The 16,103-nt window shown below is 52.5% G+C and carries 13 protein-coding genes; all 13 read right to left on the minus strand.

Going from position 1 to position 16,103, the window contains the following annotated elements:
- Positions 1 to 73 precede the first annotated feature (73 nt).
- Entirely contained in the window at positions 74 to 4,948 is a 4,875-nt protein-coding gene (locus KPG66_RS13355; RefSeq protein WP_237071145.1) for a hypothetical protein, read from the minus strand.
- Positions 4,949 to 4,987: 39 nt separating this feature from the next.
- Entirely contained in the window at positions 4,988 to 5,452 is a 465-nt protein-coding gene (locus tag KPG66_RS13360) for a GPW/gp25 family protein (protein WP_237071146.1), read from the minus strand.
- 8 nt (positions 5,453 to 5,460) lie between these two features.
- A complete protein-coding gene (locus KPG66_RS13365) occupies positions 5,461 to 7,221 on the minus strand; it encodes a phage baseplate assembly protein V (RefSeq protein ID WP_237071147.1) in 1,761 nt (586 codons plus the stop codon).
- A complete protein-coding gene (locus KPG66_RS13370) occupies positions 7,221 to 7,982 on the minus strand; it encodes a CIS tube protein (protein ID WP_237071148.1) in 762 nt (253 codons plus the stop codon). The genes KPG66_RS13365 and KPG66_RS13370 overlap by 1 nt, the downstream gene beginning before the upstream one ends.
- Complete coding sequence (locus KPG66_RS13375) at positions 7,979 to 8,191, minus strand: DUF5908 family protein (protein WP_237071149.1); 213 nt, start codon at positions 8,189 to 8,191, stop codon at positions 7,979 to 7,981. The genes KPG66_RS13370 and KPG66_RS13375 overlap by 4 nt, the downstream gene beginning before the upstream one ends.
- Entirely contained in the window at positions 8,188 to 8,730 is a 543-nt protein-coding gene (locus KPG66_RS13380; RefSeq protein ID WP_237071150.1) for a phage tail protein, read from the minus strand. Before KPG66_RS13380 ends, KPG66_RS13375 begins: the two co-directional genes overlap by 4 nt.
- Complete coding sequence (locus KPG66_RS13385) at positions 8,727 to 10,103, minus strand: phage tail sheath family protein (protein WP_237071151.1); 1,377 nt, start codon at positions 10,101 to 10,103, stop codon at positions 8,727 to 8,729. Before KPG66_RS13385 ends, KPG66_RS13380 begins: the two co-directional genes overlap by 4 nt.
- Before the next feature lie 78 nt (positions 10,104 to 10,181).
- Positions 10,182 to 11,639: a phage tail sheath family protein gene (locus KPG66_RS13390; RefSeq protein WP_237071152.1), complete on the minus strand. Its 1,458-nt coding sequence runs from the start codon at positions 11,637 to 11,639 to the stop codon at positions 10,182 to 10,184.
- Positions 11,640 to 11,708: 69 nt separating this feature from the next.
- Positions 11,709 to 12,929, minus strand: a complete 1,221-nt coding sequence (locus KPG66_RS13395; protein ID WP_237071153.1) for a phage tail sheath family protein — start codon at positions 12,927 to 12,929, stop codon at positions 11,709 to 11,711.
- Between the two features lie 53 nt (positions 12,930 to 12,982).
- Positions 12,983 to 13,432 (minus strand): phage tail protein, encoded by a 450-nt coding sequence (locus KPG66_RS13400; RefSeq protein WP_013433794.1) that lies wholly within the window; start codon positions 13,430 to 13,432, stop codon positions 12,983 to 12,985.
- Between the two features lie 917 nt (positions 13,433 to 14,349).
- On the minus strand, positions 14,350 to 14,856 hold the full coding sequence (locus tag KPG66_RS13405; RefSeq protein ID WP_237071154.1) for a transposase: 507 nt from the start codon (positions 14,854 to 14,856) through the stop codon (positions 14,350 to 14,352).
- 305 nt (positions 14,857 to 15,161) lie between these two features.
- Positions 15,162 to 15,578, minus strand: coding sequence for a hypothetical protein (locus tag KPG66_RS13410; protein WP_237071155.1), 417 nt, complete (start codon positions 15,576 to 15,578; stop codon positions 15,162 to 15,164).
- An 80-nt stretch (positions 15,579 to 15,658) separates the two neighbouring features.
- Positions 15,659 to 15,868 (minus strand): hypothetical protein, encoded by a 210-nt coding sequence (locus KPG66_RS13415; RefSeq protein ID WP_237071156.1) that lies wholly within the window; start codon positions 15,866 to 15,868, stop codon positions 15,659 to 15,661.
- Positions 15,869 to 16,103 lie beyond the last annotated feature (235 nt).

The following is a 16,103-nucleotide window of genomic DNA, read 5'->3' on the forward strand; positions in this document are numbered from 1 at the left end:
GATAAGCCCCAGCCGATAAAAGTGTTTATTCCCTGGCGCGTAGACGGTGTGTGCCGTCGGATCAACAGCGGGCTCATATTGACTCTGCTGCCCGGCGATACAATAGGATCGAGTCTTGCTCGCCGCCCATTGCAAGTATTAAGCCATTGCCACTTAAGCTCACACTTGTGCCGAATCCTGTTTCCGCCTCAAGCGTTTGCAACAAGGTAGGATCGGAACCATTCACACCGATCCAAATTTCAACCTGCTTACCATCATCAGCGCCGGCGGCCAGAACATAGCCGGTATCGCTCAGACTCACGCTGGTCACCGGCTGGCCCAATGAAATGCCCTTACCGGCACGTTGCCAGATGCCGTTTTGTATCTGGTTAATAGTGATATCCGTTTGATACGCGCACGCGATCACCTGCGCGTTCCGGCTAAGAGTGGACACGGTACTTGAAGCACTTTCTAGTTGGACAAACTTATTAGGATGATGGACCACGTCCGGGTACACATAAACACCCGTATCGTCCTTGCAGCTTGCGACTAAGGGAAGTGTTCCGCCGCCATTGAGGTTAATCTGGCGATCGTTCCAATCGGGCAGCGTTATCGGATCCTCCCGCACTTTCTGATACGTATTGTTATTGAGCGTCCAGAAACGAAGATATCCTTCTTTTTGAGCCACAGCGATAAACTGCCCGTTGTCCTCAACGCTGAGATCCGTCACAGCGCCTTCTTTTGCGTCCACCTCGAAGCTTGGGCCGATGCCAAACGGCTGGTTATTGAGCTGATCAAACTGCACGGCAGTACCGCGAAGATAGGCAATACCAGGACAGGCATGCGGCCCAGTCAACTCAAATATGGTCGCTTGTCCGGCTTCTAGTTCATCTAGTTCAATGTGGCGCCATTGGCTGTCTGGTCCATAAATGGCAATGGCCGGCGTGTCAGGCGACTTAGTCACATCGACCGCCAGATACTGGCCGTCGTGGCTAACGCGTACGCGATTGCCAACAAGGGTATAGTCTGCCGGGAGCTTCACCTGCTGTGGTTGACCAAAAAGCGTTGACGTGCGTTCGCCAAACGTGAGTACCAGCGCCTCTAGACCGTTTGCCTCAACGGTTCGCGCTTGCCCATCGAGCAATAGGCTCTTTACCCGCATCACAATCGGCAAACGCTCGATGAAAGCAAGCATCGCATAGTAGTCGAGTGTTACGCCCGTACGAACTTCACCCGGACTGGAGCCGTTGGCCCAAGGCATATACTGGGCGCTGAGCGCCTGTGCCACTTGCCGATAGCCCTGATCAGGATTCGTACTGGCAGTAAAGTCGATTGTATAGGCGAGCGGGACATCGCGATAAGCTGGATTGCCGATTTCAAGGTTAAGCCATAGCGTCGCTCTGCCGAGAATAAATTGTTTCATCTGCTTCAGCCGCGACGCATTGAACGCAGGACGCAACCGGTCACCGCTATCGGATTGATCAGGCTTTGGAATGACGACCAGACGCTGAATTAAAGGATAAGCGTTCGGATCATCTTTGTCTTGCACGCGGGGGGTGGCCTCTCGTACGTCATGAATTTCCGTATAACGCTCCGTGAGCAATTGCCGGATATCGCCCCATGTCAATGCACGGCCGCGGTGATGCAGGCACTGGGCAATTCGTTGATAAAATCTCCCTGTTGCTTCCACGGGCTGGCCGCCCTCGGAAGGCCAGGGTTGTGTGATAGTTTGCAGACCTTCGATGGGCTCAACACTGCGCGTGACCGTATCAGCAGGCAGGGGCGTGGTCAGATGATCTGCGGCAATATGCTCAACATTGACAAGCGTAGCCGTCATGCAATTGACGTTCAGGCCTAACAGCCACGGAAAATCAGAAGGCTTCACCGCATCGTCACTGACCGCAAAATCATCCTGCTCCCCATCGTGCTCGTGCTGGGCAGGCGGCTTGAACTGTGCGCGTACCCAGTAGCGCCCTGCGGGCATGGCCGGGTCCTGGTGGCTCGCATCGTGCGGCAACGTTGTCCGCCATAAGCCGGACGTTGACAATTTTCCTGTTTTATCATGCACCTGCATGTCCAGCGCTTGCCAGCAGCTCTTTTTATCCTTGTCCTGGGAAAGATAGTCCCAAGACAACAGCACATCAGGATTGGCCGCTCGTACTTTCCAGTACAGCGCCAAATCTTGCCCCGGTTGTATCCCCGTGAAACCCAGCATTAATTGACGCGCTGGCTGGCCCAACTCGTGGGCCATTGGCGCATCGTCCGCACAATGACCAAATGGCGTAAGCCGGTATTGGGTATCGAGTGCAGCCGTCGATAGTTTGTACGACACGGATAACGAGGCCCACTGCGGCGTATACGGGGGATGAAGCCGGATAATCGTAGGCGTCTTCTTATAGAGCGGTGTATTCAAAGAACTCTGGTAGACGGCATGCTCAAAGTCTTGGCCCGTCAGTTTGAAACGAAGGTACTGGTCCCAATGGCGCGGGTCGGCATCCTCGATGATCTCGGCGGTCAGCGCATTAATCGCGTTAAAGGCTAACGAAGCACCGATCGGTGGCGAAGCGTTTCCCGGCGATTTGTCTTCAAATAGCGGAAGTCTACCGTCATCTGATAAATTGCTCGTCATTGCCGGTTGACGGCTCGCCACAGCCATTTCGACCGTGAAAACCTGATTATTCTCGGGTACGTGACCGCCATAAATGGCATAGCCAAACTTCTCATCTTGGCCATCAACGCTGTCCCATTCATACCAACTCTGGAAACTCTGCGTGGGCAATCCCATCCAACTTGGGTCCAGTGTGATTGTCAGCTGACAATCCGGCTTGTTGCACCAGTCCGGCGACATCAAATAAAAGCTGCTGTCCAATACAGGGGAATCACCGAATGGCCTGTTTTCTTTATCTATTTCCGTCACACCGCCATCGGTCGCCATGAGCACGTGGGGAGAATTGAGCACGGTTACGTTGATCTGCGTAACACCTGGAATTCCAGCCGACGCATGCATCATCTTGAGCAACGGCATAGAATCATTAAAGCCATCCAACCCTGCGGGCAACGCTATTGCGCCTTGACTAGCCTGTAATACAAACGAAGCCTTTTTATCATCATCAATCTCCTCGGAGTTCTGCAAGGGAATCCAACTTCTGTTCTCTCCGCTCACCCATGCACTCAAGCCTTCTCTTGCTCCGATCGAGGCATCAAACATCACTTCGATCATACGCTGCCCGCCCGCAACGGCCAGCGCCGGCGAAGCAATGGCGCAACCCGATTCAGACGGAGGCGAGAGCGAATGCCGGGTAGGCTGGCTTGTTGTCGATAACTCATACGACACGGATAACGATGTCCACCGCGGCGTATACGGAGGATGGAGTTCGATAATCGTAGGCGTCTTCTTATATTGCGGCGCGACGAGTGAATTTTGATAAGCGGCATGCCCAAAATCCTGGCCCGTTAATTCGAAACGAAGATACTGTGTCCAGTCGTGCGGATCGGTACTTTCAATGATGGGGGCGGTGAGTGTCTTAATCTCGTTAAAGGCCAGCAAAGCACCTATCGGCGGCGGAGCGTCTGCCGACAATTGATTTTCGAATAACGGGACCATTCCACCTTCTGGTTGACCATTCACCACCGTCATTTTGACCATGAACGCCTGATTATTCCCGGGTACACTACCACCATAAATGGCGTAGCCAGACTCTCCACCCTGGCCGCCCACGCTGTCCCATTGGTACCAATCGTGGAAATTCTGTATGGGCAATCCCGTCCACGCCGGATTCAGCCTGATGGTCAACGTACAATCCGGCTTGTTGCACCAGTCCGGGGACATTAAATACAGGCTGCTGCCCAATGCGGGAAATTCACCGAATGGCGTGCTCTTTTTACCCGTTTCTGCCACACTGTCATCGGTCGCCATCATCACCTGGGTAGGATTGCGCACCGTAACGTTAATTTGCTTAACACGTGGAATATCGGCCAATGGACACGTTATCTTGAGCAACGGCACGGGATCATTAAAGCCATCCAACCCTGCGGGCACCGCTATTGCGCCTTGATCGGCCTGTAATACAAACGCCGCCTTCCGGCCATCAGGCGGCATATCGATGATGATGAGTCTCTTTAGGGGAACCCAACCTTTCTCTCCGCTTATCCATGCACTGAGCTCCTGGCCTTCTTCCATCAGACCGCCAACGCCATCAAACGTCACCTCGATTTCGCGCTCCCCTTGCGCGACAGCCAGCACCGGCGAAGCAACCACGCGCCCGCGCACCACGGTCTGGTCCCTTTGAGGATCGTAACTAAATAGCCGCACCTCTTCGTTTGGCCACACCGTGGCAGACTGATCAAGCGTATCAAGCACCACCCGCTTCGTGGCAGGATGTTGGGTTTGAGGGTTATCGTTATGGTTTTCCGACTGATACCAGCACACGTCCGTGAGCATCGCCTGGTTCACCCACACGTCCTCATCGAGCCGATATTCCAATGGTGTCCCTGCACTATCCTGGCCCGCACTGAACCGTTCACCGGCCGGCAACATCAAGCTTGACTGGCTTGGCGTGAATGACAGCATCACCTGATCCGGCACGGCAGACCTTTCCCGTGCACCGAGCTCGTCCCGGTAATAAAGCGCGCGATGCCGAGCCGGTATCGTGTTGAACAGGTCTCGCGGCACGTTGAGCGAGACTAAAAATGCGACCAGAAAGGCTTGCTGGGGGGGCAGCAAGCCATTGGGCTGAGCTACCGCCTTAAGTAAGGCCGCGACGGGGTCGACTGAATCACCGGCTTCATCGGACGGGAAAAAGAACTTCTTCCACGACTTATCGTCTTTCTCAAAACTGCCCGGCGTGGCAAACGGATGATCAAATGGCAGCAAAGCTACATAGTCTCGCCAAGTCTTTAAGTGCCATGCCAAATCGCGTTGATCCAGTATGAACGACTCTTGAGGCGATAATGTCTTCTTCACTGTCATAATAGGTTTTTTTATGCTGATCGTAAAAGAACGTTCTATTTATCCGGCTGCTCTTTGTGCAAGCCAACCTCCCTGCGGACTGCCGAAATTCAGCCTGCCACCGACATGCTGCACCGTATTGTTCAGGGGGATCCGGTAAGCAATATCGATATTGAGTGTCCACGGCGAATTGCTGTCCGGTCTGAAATCAATTGAGACCAGCGTGCCCCGGGGCTCGTAGGTTTGAACCGCGTCGCTGATCATCTGGCGAATTTCGGTGCGCAGCCCATCGCTAATGTTCTCAAACACAAAGGCTTGCAAATCACACCCATAGCCTGCGCGCATCACCCGTTCGTACGGCTGCGTACTAAACAGTACCTGCAGGCTCTCTTTGATATTGTCCGCATCGCGTGACATCATCACTTGTGCTGCCTTTGGCTCGCCGGAGACACATTCGAACTGCACCGGAAACTTCCAGCCGCATCCAAGCTGATTTTGAGGTCCGTCCGCCATCCTGCCCTCCATTCATACGATTAACCCAAATTGACCTGGCCGCCTTTGAGGTCAGCCTTGGCTGAGCCCTGCAACGAAAGCGTTTGCGATTTGGCGCTTAGGGAGGTCCCGCCCATCTTCATCTCGGATTGACCATTCTTGAGGGTAAGACCTTCTTTGGCTTCCACCGTGATTTTTTTTGCATCAAGCGCGAACGCCTCTTCGCCATGCACTCGCAGGCTTGCCTTGGACAGTACCAGTGCCGTCTTCTGCGCTTCCAACGTCAGCGTGCCACCGTCCTTGACGTCAAAAAGCCATTGGAATTGTGTCTTGCCGTCTTTCGCCAAAACCAAACCCTTCTGCTCGTTTTTCTCGCTCGGCTCAAACGGTGCCTTGTTTTTCGGGTTATGCACAGCGCTGACGATCACTGGAAAACGCGGATCGTCACTCAGAAATGCCAGCATCACCTCGTCATCGGCTTCCGGATACAAGCATAAGCCGCTGCCCTTGCTTGCATAGGCCATGCCGGGCCGCACCCAGACCGGCGGCTCCTGCCCTGGCTTGCCTCCCAGACCCGGTACGCGCACCGCCATCCCCCCCCAGCCAGTCGGGTCCTTTTCGCGGCCAGGCTTCACAACCACACCGGGGGCCATACCTTGAACCCTTGGCATCAAGGGCGCATCGATCTCAGGTAGCTGAAGGCCGATCACGGCGTTAGGCCGGCCCGTCGTCACGATCGTCTTACCTTGGCCAGCACCGATCCATTGGTGTCGCACTTCGGCAATCAGCCCCTTGCCATCAAAAGTGCCATAGCCTGACAACTCTAGGGTTTGTCCAGGTGCCAGTTTAGCCGTTGCTTCACTCCAATCCACCGTGAACTCCGCCTGGGTACCCGCCAGTTGGCAACCTAGCAAGCGGGCATCCGCGAAAAATTGCGCTTCCGTCTCGCTAAGCGGCAAGCCTGAGTTCAGTGTCCAGTGCATCGCATCGGATGCAGCATAGGTAAGCGGCTTGAATACGCCCGATCCGACTGCCGGAGATTTCGCCTTCACAGACTGGCTTTTCTGCTGCGCGACATCCCAATAATTCACGCTCAATTGGTTCGGTAGTCTTCGGCTATCACGCCGGTACTTCATATCACGCAACTCGATCCCGGCATTCTGCTTCGCCGCTTTTAAGACGAGGCCTTGGGGCGCTTGCCCAATATCCGGTTTGAGGATCGACACCGATTGTTCGGGAGCACCGATCAACCAGACCGGATACGCGCTAATCCGGCTCATCAACCAGGCCCAGTCTGAGCAAGACCATTGGATCAGCTGTGCGTGCGAAACTGTCATGCCATCGATTTTTTTCACCTTGATGCCGTGCTCCTTGAACAGCTTTTGCAGAGCCTGGGCATCGGTGAGTTTTTCACCTTTTTGGGTCAACACTTGACTGCGGTGGCTGTTGGCCATTTTCTGCAACTCATGGACCACTTCGAGCTGGCACGTTAGTTGCCGTTGCACATAGCTCGGGTTCAGTGGCCTGGCGACCATCCCATCAAAAATCGGAACGCGCGTGCCCGTTTCATCCGTGTAGCTGATCTTGACGGTATGAGCTGGCTGCCATGCTTTGTCTATCTGGCTCAACGATGCCCAGCTGTTGGCTGGATCTTCTATATCCACTCGGCACGTTAACCGGGCCATTGGAATCCGGTTGACCGCATACTGAACTTCCGCTTCAATCACCGTTAAACCGAGCTTGGACAGCGGCTGGCCTTGCACCTGGATGTCAAATTTTTTACTCGCAAAGGGAAGCGCCATCACGCCTCCCTAGCGCCAGGCACACGCAAAAATTGGCCGGGTGTCAAAGCCTCCAAGCTATCCAGATCATTTTCACGGGCATACGACAGATAATCGCTCGCCGTTGTTTGGCTCGGCACAGACCACGCTCCCTCGGCAATATGAGCCAATGCGGCACCATCTGGAACGGGCCCGCCCTCGTACAACATACTGACTTGCCGCGTACTACCACTGCTACCGCCTTGGCCGCCCCCCTGCGACACATTGCCGCCGCTGCCACCCTTGCTTCCCATATCCAACTCCAACTCTTCAAGAAAGTGGACTGAGAGATTGGCACGTTGAGGCGCGCCACTGCGGTCAAAGAGCGAACATTTCACCGTCATGTTCGTCATCCAGCCGGTAAACTTCATTTGCCCCGCCCAGCCAAAATTGCCCCATTCGACCTTAACAATGTTGGGCGTACGCACCGCACCGTTGATCCTAAAAAACGTGATGTACAGACTAGTCAGCTGCTCATCGACGCTTGTTTTGCTGTCTGGCAAGCTGCTGTCTAGGATCAACTCTACCGCCAGCGTGCTGGGTGTCACCGCGCCGAATTTGACGCGAGCATTGGAGCTGTCGGCTAGCGACTCTTCCCGAAAATTCGCACCATACCCAATCGTCAATGACTCGGGGTTATACAAAACTTCGAAAGGCCCTGCCAAGTTCTTGAGCGCTCCCCCCTTGTCCAGCAAATAGGGCGTCATTTTCAATTTCTTCAGCGACTGATCGCTCCCGCTCATACGCTACCTCCGTGAACATCACTGCGCCATTCATCACGCAATTGTTCAATGACCTGCCGCACAATCGCATCCATCCAGCGCGCCTCACTCTGCGCTGCTTCCCGAGGAGGTATGGGCGACGCAGCCGTACCCAATGCGGTCACCGGCACACTCCGTGTCCCTGGCGTACCGATGCGCGCCTCGATGATTAATTCATGAATCTCGATCATGCCACCAACCCCATCCACTGCACATCCCGGCAAGCAAGCTCCATCGTATTAAGCAAGACGGTGTTGCTATTGGCATCGAGTTCACCCCATTGCAGCTTCACGGGCAACGCGTCCATGCAAATCCAACTGCACAGCGGCAACGACGATGAATCGAGCAACAAGATGGCCACCACTAGATACCGGCTTTTGAATTGGCGCATCGTGTCGATGAACATTGTCGTCAACGGCGATAATGTCGTGACCCCGCGCTCCAAAACAATGTTCTCCTGTGTGAGTTCCTTTGGTAAGTGAATCTGGTTAATAGGATCACCACCTTGATGATACATCTGCGTTTGGATTGTCCGGCCCAGTCCGCTAATGCGTTGAAAACGAAAATCAACGACCGTTGGCAGTACGTTGAGCGCTTGAAGATTACCCGTGAATCGCCAATTCGTCTTAGCAAAGACTTGGACTAAAAACCGGTGGCTATGCACGTAAAAATCACCGGTAATCGGCGCCTTAGCCATCGCCTCGGCAGTTGATAATATTGCACTGCTCATGATGTCGCTTTCTCCGTCGATTCCGTTAGCACAGCATCGCTGCTCGTTTGAAACAACACGCGCAGCTCGATAAACTCTGCCGGATATTGCATCGCAAGCTTCGCGATCAGAATTAACCGGCCCGATCGAATATCTTCTGTCGTCATGCTCTCGCCAAGTCCTAACAAGACCTGGAACGCATCGCTTTCTTGTGCCCCAGCCAGTCCGCCCGCGAGCCATAGATCGCGTAGCCAGGCACGCGCCAAGCTTTTGAGCGTCGTCCACGTAATCGGGGTATTCGGCTCGAACATCGTATAACGGCCAATGTTCGTTAATGTGGTCTCGATATAGGTCAGCGTGCGCCGCACCTGGACGTAGCGCCACCGGTCCGGCAACGGTGGAGCAACCAACGTGCGGCAGCCCCATACACGCACTCTGCGCCCGACAAAGCTTCGAATCAGATTAATGCTAATTTTATTTTCATCGAATAGCGGCGGCTCAGAAAGCAATACATCACGCCAGTTCCGATAGTTAGGCCGAATCACTTGGGTTAATTCAATATTGGCCGGTGCTTTCCAAATACCACGATCGCGGTCTGTTTTACCAATCGCTGCAACTACAGCGCCTGAGGGTGGAACGACGATTTGGCGTCGAATCCGCTGGTGTCCGTCATCGTAATCGACGTAATAATTCGTTTGCAGACGCGGCCAATACACTGCACCGCGCGCCCGCTGTGCCTCATCCATTGAAGCCAGTCCATTCAAACACTGGCGCACAAGCTTCGGATTGTCCGGCGCATCGAGCACGACAAAAACTTGCCGATGGGATTGGGTTGTGCTTAATAACTTTTGCCACACCGACATCCAACGGTCTACATCTTCCGACTGTTCCTCTTGATTGCTCAACCGGCCGCTGTCGCTTGCCTGATAGTACCGGGGTGCCGATAGCATCACCATATCGGGCACCGCTAGTAGCGTTGCATCTAGCGCCTGCTCAAGAAGATGATTCCAGTCAATTCTGGTGATGCAATCAGCAATTTCTTGCCGTGCGTAATAGTCGTCTCCTTCTGGCAAATCCGTATAGCTTCCCAATGAAACACCATAGCATGCACTACCACCGTTATCAAAATAATGCCTCACGGTGTAATAGAAAGCGGCTTCCTGTGTCAACGGAACCAATGGATTGCCAGATAACGGAAAACCACCAAAAACCTGCGTAAAGTCTTCAAATGTATTTAGCAGAACAGGTGATTTTGGACACTTAAATTCTGGATCCTGTGACTCCGGATCTTTTTTCGTATAGCCAGCAAACAATGGCACCGTCGTATCGGCCGGTGTCGTCGTACGGGCTTCCTCTTGAAAATTGAAACTGACACCAGGTTGTTCGTGATGCACTGTTCGAACTCCAAAATTCGTAAAACTCAACGCATCTCAATGCCTCCAAGCAGCACTCGGTGTGCCAAATTCAAGCGCTCACTCGTCTTGCTGTTTCTGCGAAAACTGCAAGATAATAAATTCGGCCGGACGTACCGCAGCCATCCCAACCTTAACGATCATTTTGCCCGCGCGGATATCGGCATCGGTCATCGTCACATTCTTGCCTACCTGCACGAAATACGCCTCTTCCGGTTTCGCGCCCTGCAAGCCGCCCTTGCCCCATATCGCGTACAGGTAAGTATCAATAGCCGCACGAACTTTTTCCCATGTCGGCTGACTGTTAGGCTCGAACACCACTTGCCTCATCGCGGCCTTGATATCCCGTTCAGCTGCATTAAATAAGCGCCGCACTGGGATATAACGCCAACGCTTATCAGGATTGTCGTCGTAACCATTCTGCGTCCGGGCTCCCCAAACCACATAAGCTTGTTGATTCGTGAAATATCGGATTGCATTGATGCCTTTTGGATTCAGTTTCTCCTGAACCTCATCGGTAACCTTCACCGGCTGAGGCGCTTTAGTTTGGTTGGTTACATCCCCGGGCTTTGGGCAAGGCCACACCGTTCCTTTTACCGACGACAAGGTCACATTCGCCGGGGCCTTCCATACGCCACGCAATGCATCAGTACGCGCATAGACGCCTGCCATGACCCCACTTGCACGAAGAGGAACGGCTAATAGCAACTTAATCTTTTCAATCAGTTCTTCTTTGTCCCTCTGCTGCGCCTCTTTATTTGGCTGCTGCGGCTGATACGCCTTCAGGGCTTTGAGTGTGTTCGGCAATGGAGGATTACCACCAAAACTCTTAAACTTTCCAGATAATGTAATATTCTCCTCTGCAGATATCGTCATCTGATAGCTCATCTGCAATGCTGGATAGTAAATCGCAACCTGTTCCTTATTACCGAAATCGACTACGTCTACATCTTCTTGACCTGGATTACCCTTTTTCAGACAGCCGTCCGTCAGCACAAAATAGCCGAGGTTTTTCTGCGGATCAATCAAGTTTTTAAAGGTGGTTTTTACGATTTCCGGCTCCGATGGTTCATTTCCACAATAGCACAGCAGCGAAATATCAGGATAAGCCAGAATCGCACTTTCAATATCGCCTTGTTGTGTGTCCAATTTAATTGATAAAACATAGCACGGCCCGCCACCATTTTCGAAATACGCCTGTACTGATACGGCGCTGGCGGAGTCGGGCATAACGGTCCACGGATTACCTGTAATAGTATTGTCAGACACGGTGAGCGTAGCCTGCTTTAAATTGAGCGTGCTATGAAATTGCTTAGTAAATTCAGCCCAATTATTCACTCTGACGCAGGCTACAGGGTCTGTACCGTCTGGTATTTGAGTTGGATCTTTTTCTTTCTCCGCGGGTTTATAAAACTGTCCAACAAACACTGGGATGGCCGTTGCACCAGACAGCACACTCAGCGACAACGAATGGTCTTCTTCGATGTATACGCCAGGAACTTTATAAGGTCCGCCCATGACTATCCTCACTATTTCTATATTTCTTAATTTTCTAGTACATCCTATCCGCTCGACCAAGCACTCACATTACGCGGCGTGCATGTCCTGAGTGAAGCGCAGAATAATGAACTCCGCAGGAAACACAGGCGCCATGCCAACTTGAACAATCATTTTGCCTTCGTCGATCTCGGCCTGCGTCATCGTCACCCCCAGTCCTAACCGCACAAAGTACGCCTCCTCCGGCTTCGTGCCCATGAGCCCGCCTGCCTTCCAAATACCATGCAGATATGCGTCGATTGCCGCCCGCACCTTCTCCCACGTCGGCTGGTTATTCGGTTCGAACACCGCGAACGCCATCGCCCGTTTAATATCTTTTTCCGCCGCACTGAATAGCCGCCGCACCGGCACGTATCGCCAACGCTCCTTCTCACTGTCGTCCGCCAGCGTGCGCGCACCCCACACCAATGGCACGCCTGTCTGAAAGCAGCGAATGATGTTCAGGGGTTTGGTATATTGATTGTAGATTCCCTGAGTTGCATCGGATACGACAAACTTCGGCACGACTCCGCCTTGTAACGGAACGTTGGCTGGTGCCTTCCACACGCCCCGGTCACGGTCAACAGAACAGTATGCACCAGCAACCGCTGCACTTACCGGGATATCCTTTATGACCTGCACATCCTTCTCTTTATCCTTCGTGACATACGTTGCCCAGTTTGCCTGCAATGGGGGATAGTACGCAGCAGCATATGAGCTATTAGGATAATCCTTTGTCATGCTCTTACTGGGGTCCGTGTCAAGCTTGATGGATGGACCATCCAGAATCGCAAAGCGCGATTTGCCCTCTGCACATAAACCTGTGCCTGGCGTAAAGACCGCGTCTGCCAATTTGGGTCCCCCCGCTTGGACAATTAATGTCACGTCATCCAGCTCGGGTACAATCTTGATTAAGGTGTCGGTAGTATCACCTTTTCCGTTCGTCGGGCACACATAGCAATAGCCACCACCATTGTCGAAATAGGTTTTTAACGCGATATAAAGCGGGCAATCAAGCAGACGCTTCTTAGGAGGATTTTCTGCTTCAGCCTCTGCTACGGTCTGAACACCGGGTAAATTCATGAACGCCATCCACGAATCGATGCGGGCCGGCGCCGAAATTAGGTCTTTATTAACCGCCTTGTCTTTATCTTTACCAGTTGAACCTTCAAGTTCATACGCAATCACCGGCACCGCGGTCGCCCCGCTAGTGATCGCCAAAGACAAACCCCGCTCTTCTTCGACATACACACCCGGCCAATCGTAAGCCATGTTCTCACCTCAATCAGGATAGGCACTGGCGGCATGTGCCGCTGATCGCGCTTTCAGTGGAATGTCATCGTCAATCGGTCAGCTACGAGCGTCAACTCCTCGATCGACACCTCATTGCTTGTCGCATCAAAGCTTGGCCCCGACAATTTGCTCGGAAATGCATTTGTCACATTCCACGTCACCAGCAACGCGGTGCCCGCCTCATCGGTTAGGCTAATCGAGAGGTCCCGTTTGTCGATCAGATTCTTCGATATTTTGCTAATCCAGTCATACAGCTCGTTTTTACCCTTGATCACGCCCCGCCGCAACGTGATATTTAACTCACTGCTCTGCCCGGGCATCCGGTACACATGTCCCGCTCCATCCTTGTAGGTAATCGTCTCAAATCCCAAATCCAGCCCCGAGACATTACTAAACGCCATCTCGTCTTTGCCAAGCGTCACTTTGAACCGGTAAACCGGAATCGGGTAATCTGTTGCGATTTGATCTGCCGTGGTTGCCATAACCTCTCCTTTATTGTTTATTAGGAAACCTTGCGTCCCGATTGCATCATGAGCCTGTGCCGTTTGACTGGCGCGTATTGCGTATTAGTGGAAACGACATTACCGTGCCGCTCAGCGATATCTTGATCCGCTGACAGACGCGCCCAGCTCATCGGCGGTAATACGTCGCTTCATTGAGAGAATGGATTGACCGGCTAAGCAAGTCGAGCTTCAACGCTTCGAATATCGGCACCCGCCCGCGGCTGAGCAAGCGATAAAAGCCAATTTAGTATTGTCATCTTCATATCCTTTTTATGCTTCGTGATTTTGACAATTCACCCGGTTCGCGCTGGACCCTCACCTCTGACTCGGTTCCTGCACCAGCATCGCCCGAGTGATGCTTCGTTCGCAGTCGGCAGTGTATCGCCGTGGCTAAAAGCTTAGTTCAGTGCGAAAAATAGTTTAGTACAATTTATTCTTGTAATAGACGAGAGAAGTGGCCTCGGTTGTTCGGACATTTTTCTGTAATTTTTCGCCACCCTCGTTCGACGACACATTGTCACGCCAACTTTTTGCTCTGCATTGACACTCGGATGCCCCGGCCTAGCACGGCCTCGATGAACGCGTTCGCTGTAAACTGGCTGCCTTGGTTCGTGTTTATGATTTCGGATTGCCCGTAGCGTGCGCACGCGTCATCGACCAATCTCATGGCGCTTCCCAGCGCAGCAGGCACGTAAGCGTTCGCGGGTAAGGCGAAGGCGAACGGCCACGCCCCAGAAGGTTGCAGTGCTGCTCTACAGCGCGATGCGTTTCGGCATGACGTACTTGGACCCCGGAGCAGATCATTACGAACAGCGCTACGGGGAGCAAGTTATCAAACAATTACATCGGCGAGCGGCGGAATTCGGCTTCTCATTGCAACCTGTACAAGGCGTTTCTTAAGAATCATTCTTGTCTTCTTGCTCATTTCCTCGAAGCCTGTCCGATTTAGTAAGGCTACTTTTGGGCAATTTTAGTGAGCTTTGGTCAAAGGCCGGGCCATCTTGTTCTCCTCCTAGTTCGCCACATTCATAGTAATAAAGGGTGCGCGACATTCCTACTAAGCGACATACACGCGCCAGACTCACGGTGAGATGCTGCCTTAGGTGATCGATTAACCTGCGACGCTTGTGTGTGCTGAGACTCTGCGCTCGAAGCGCCTCGCTTAGCACTTCACTATCGCGTTCAAGCGATTTCACACGCTGGCGCAACCGCGCGTTTTCCCGCGTCAGTGCGGTGATACGCTCAAATACAGGTACACTCAGACCGTCATAACTTCTTTTTAATTGATAAAGCGTCGTCGCACTGATACCCCATCGGCAACAAATCTGAGGCACCGTCTCACCCTCGCGGAGTGCTTGTAACACCGCTATGATTTCAGTCGCATTAAGTTTATGGTTCCTCACGTCATGTTATTCCTATCATTGAACAGCATGAGAAGATGAACTGCATACAATCGCATATCCTATCGTATGCCACCTGCTATCGGAATAAAGATCGATTCATTTTTATAGAAGTAAATCACACTACACTAAAGTTTTATTTAGTCCCATGAGGATTATTAAGGGAATGCACGCGATTGTTTCATCTGTTTCGCAGATGTTACAGACCTGAATGAATGCTTGCTGTGCTTCAGATAAAGCCTTCATGATGCTTATCGAGAAAATGGTGTGAGAATAAAGTGGTTTTAGATAGATGGGCACCCTATGCCTTAGTTCGCTATCACATTGATATTGGGATTGGCCATCACGGTAGCCTTACCCGAAACGGGTGGATGGGGTTGGGGAACGGGAGGCGTACCCGGTATTTGTGCCGGAACCGTGATAGTACATAGAACGTCCCAGCTGGGCGCAATAATGACAGGCAGTGGACTCTTTGTTCGCTTAGCGGTTTCGGCCTGGGTGACCGTTAGAATAGCGACGCCTGGAATGGAGGCCGATGCCGTCTGATAGCTAGCTGTCACGATGATTTTTTTTTCATCGCCAAGCTGACAAACCGGCCGCCCCTTCACCTTGGCAAAACCGCTTCCCGACAGGGGTCGTGGAGGAATCGGAGGCACAAATAGTACATCCTGAATTTGAACCGGAAAAACCAGCATAGCGCCCGTCACGACGATCGGCTTGCCCATCGATGATCTCCATTACCCTCAGCTAAAAGTTGACCACTCCATTACTACGTCCCGCGAAATCTAAAATAGGATTCTTTTCCCTATAGGGAAATCACAAAATCAGTGTATTTCAATAAATGGCCATCGGATATCAATAATTGCAACGGTTCAAACAACGCCTGTGCAACAAGAAGCCAATCGAACGGGTCATGATAGGTAGCCGGTAGATGGCGAGCCATTGCAGCGTAAGCTGCCCGCATCGACAATTCTGACAAGCCGCCAGCCTCAATTTCCGACAAGAGCAGACTCACGTTAGCATCAAGCTTGTCCAGACTGGCCGCGAATACTCGCGCTGCTGACAAAACACTGTCTGCGTCGAGCCTCGCTGAAAGTACATAACACGCTCTTAATTCATACTAGTCCATCCTAACTCGCCCAGTCAACGCTTTTCAAAAGCTGGCTCTGACCTGCCCCCGGCAAACAGTGCCGGCCGGAGTTTAGTAAAGTTCGTTTTCGGAGAAGAAGACGAACATGAAGAAGCGCTTT

Source organism: Mycetohabitans sp. B2 (assembly GCF_021733735.1).
Classification (GTDB): Bacteria; Pseudomonadota; Gammaproteobacteria; order Burkholderiales; family Burkholderiaceae; genus Mycetohabitans; species Mycetohabitans rhizoxinica.

Coding starts and splice junctions, on each gene's coding strand:
- KPG66_RS13355 (WP_237071145.1), bottom strand. CDS start 4,948: ATGACAGTGAAGAAGACATTATCGCCTCAAGAGTCGTTCATACTGGAT.
- KPG66_RS13360 (WP_237071146.1), bottom strand. CDS start 5,452: ATGGAGGGCAGGATGGCGGACGGACCTCAAAATCAGCTTGGATGCGGC.
- KPG66_RS13365 (WP_237071147.1), bottom strand. CDS start 7,221: ATGGCGCTTCCCTTTGCGAGTAAAAAATTTGACATCCAGGTGCAAGGC.
- KPG66_RS13370 (WP_237071148.1), bottom strand. CDS start 7,982: ATGAGCGGGAGCGATCAGTCGCTGAAGAAATTGAAAATGACGCCCTAT.
- KPG66_RS13375 (WP_237071149.1), bottom strand. CDS start 8,191: ATGATCGAGATTCATGAATTAATCATCGAGGCGCGCATCGGTACGCCA.
- KPG66_RS13380 (WP_237071150.1), bottom strand. CDS start 8,730: ATGAGCAGTGCAATATTATCAACTGCCGAGGCGATGGCTAAGGCGCCG.
- KPG66_RS13390 (WP_237071152.1), bottom strand. CDS start 11,639: ATGGGCGGACCTTATAAAGTTCCTGGCGTATACATCGAAGAAGACCAT.
- KPG66_RS13395 (WP_237071153.1), bottom strand. CDS start 12,929: ATGGCTTACGATTGGCCGGGTGTGTATGTCGAAGAAGAGCGGGGTTTG.
- KPG66_RS13400 (WP_013433794.1), bottom strand. CDS start 13,432: ATGGCAACCACGGCAGATCAAATCGCAACAGATTACCCGATTCCGGTT.
- KPG66_RS13410 (WP_237071155.1), bottom strand. CDS start 15,578: ATGGGCAAGCCGATCGTCGTGACGGGCGCTATGCTGGTTTTTCCGGTT.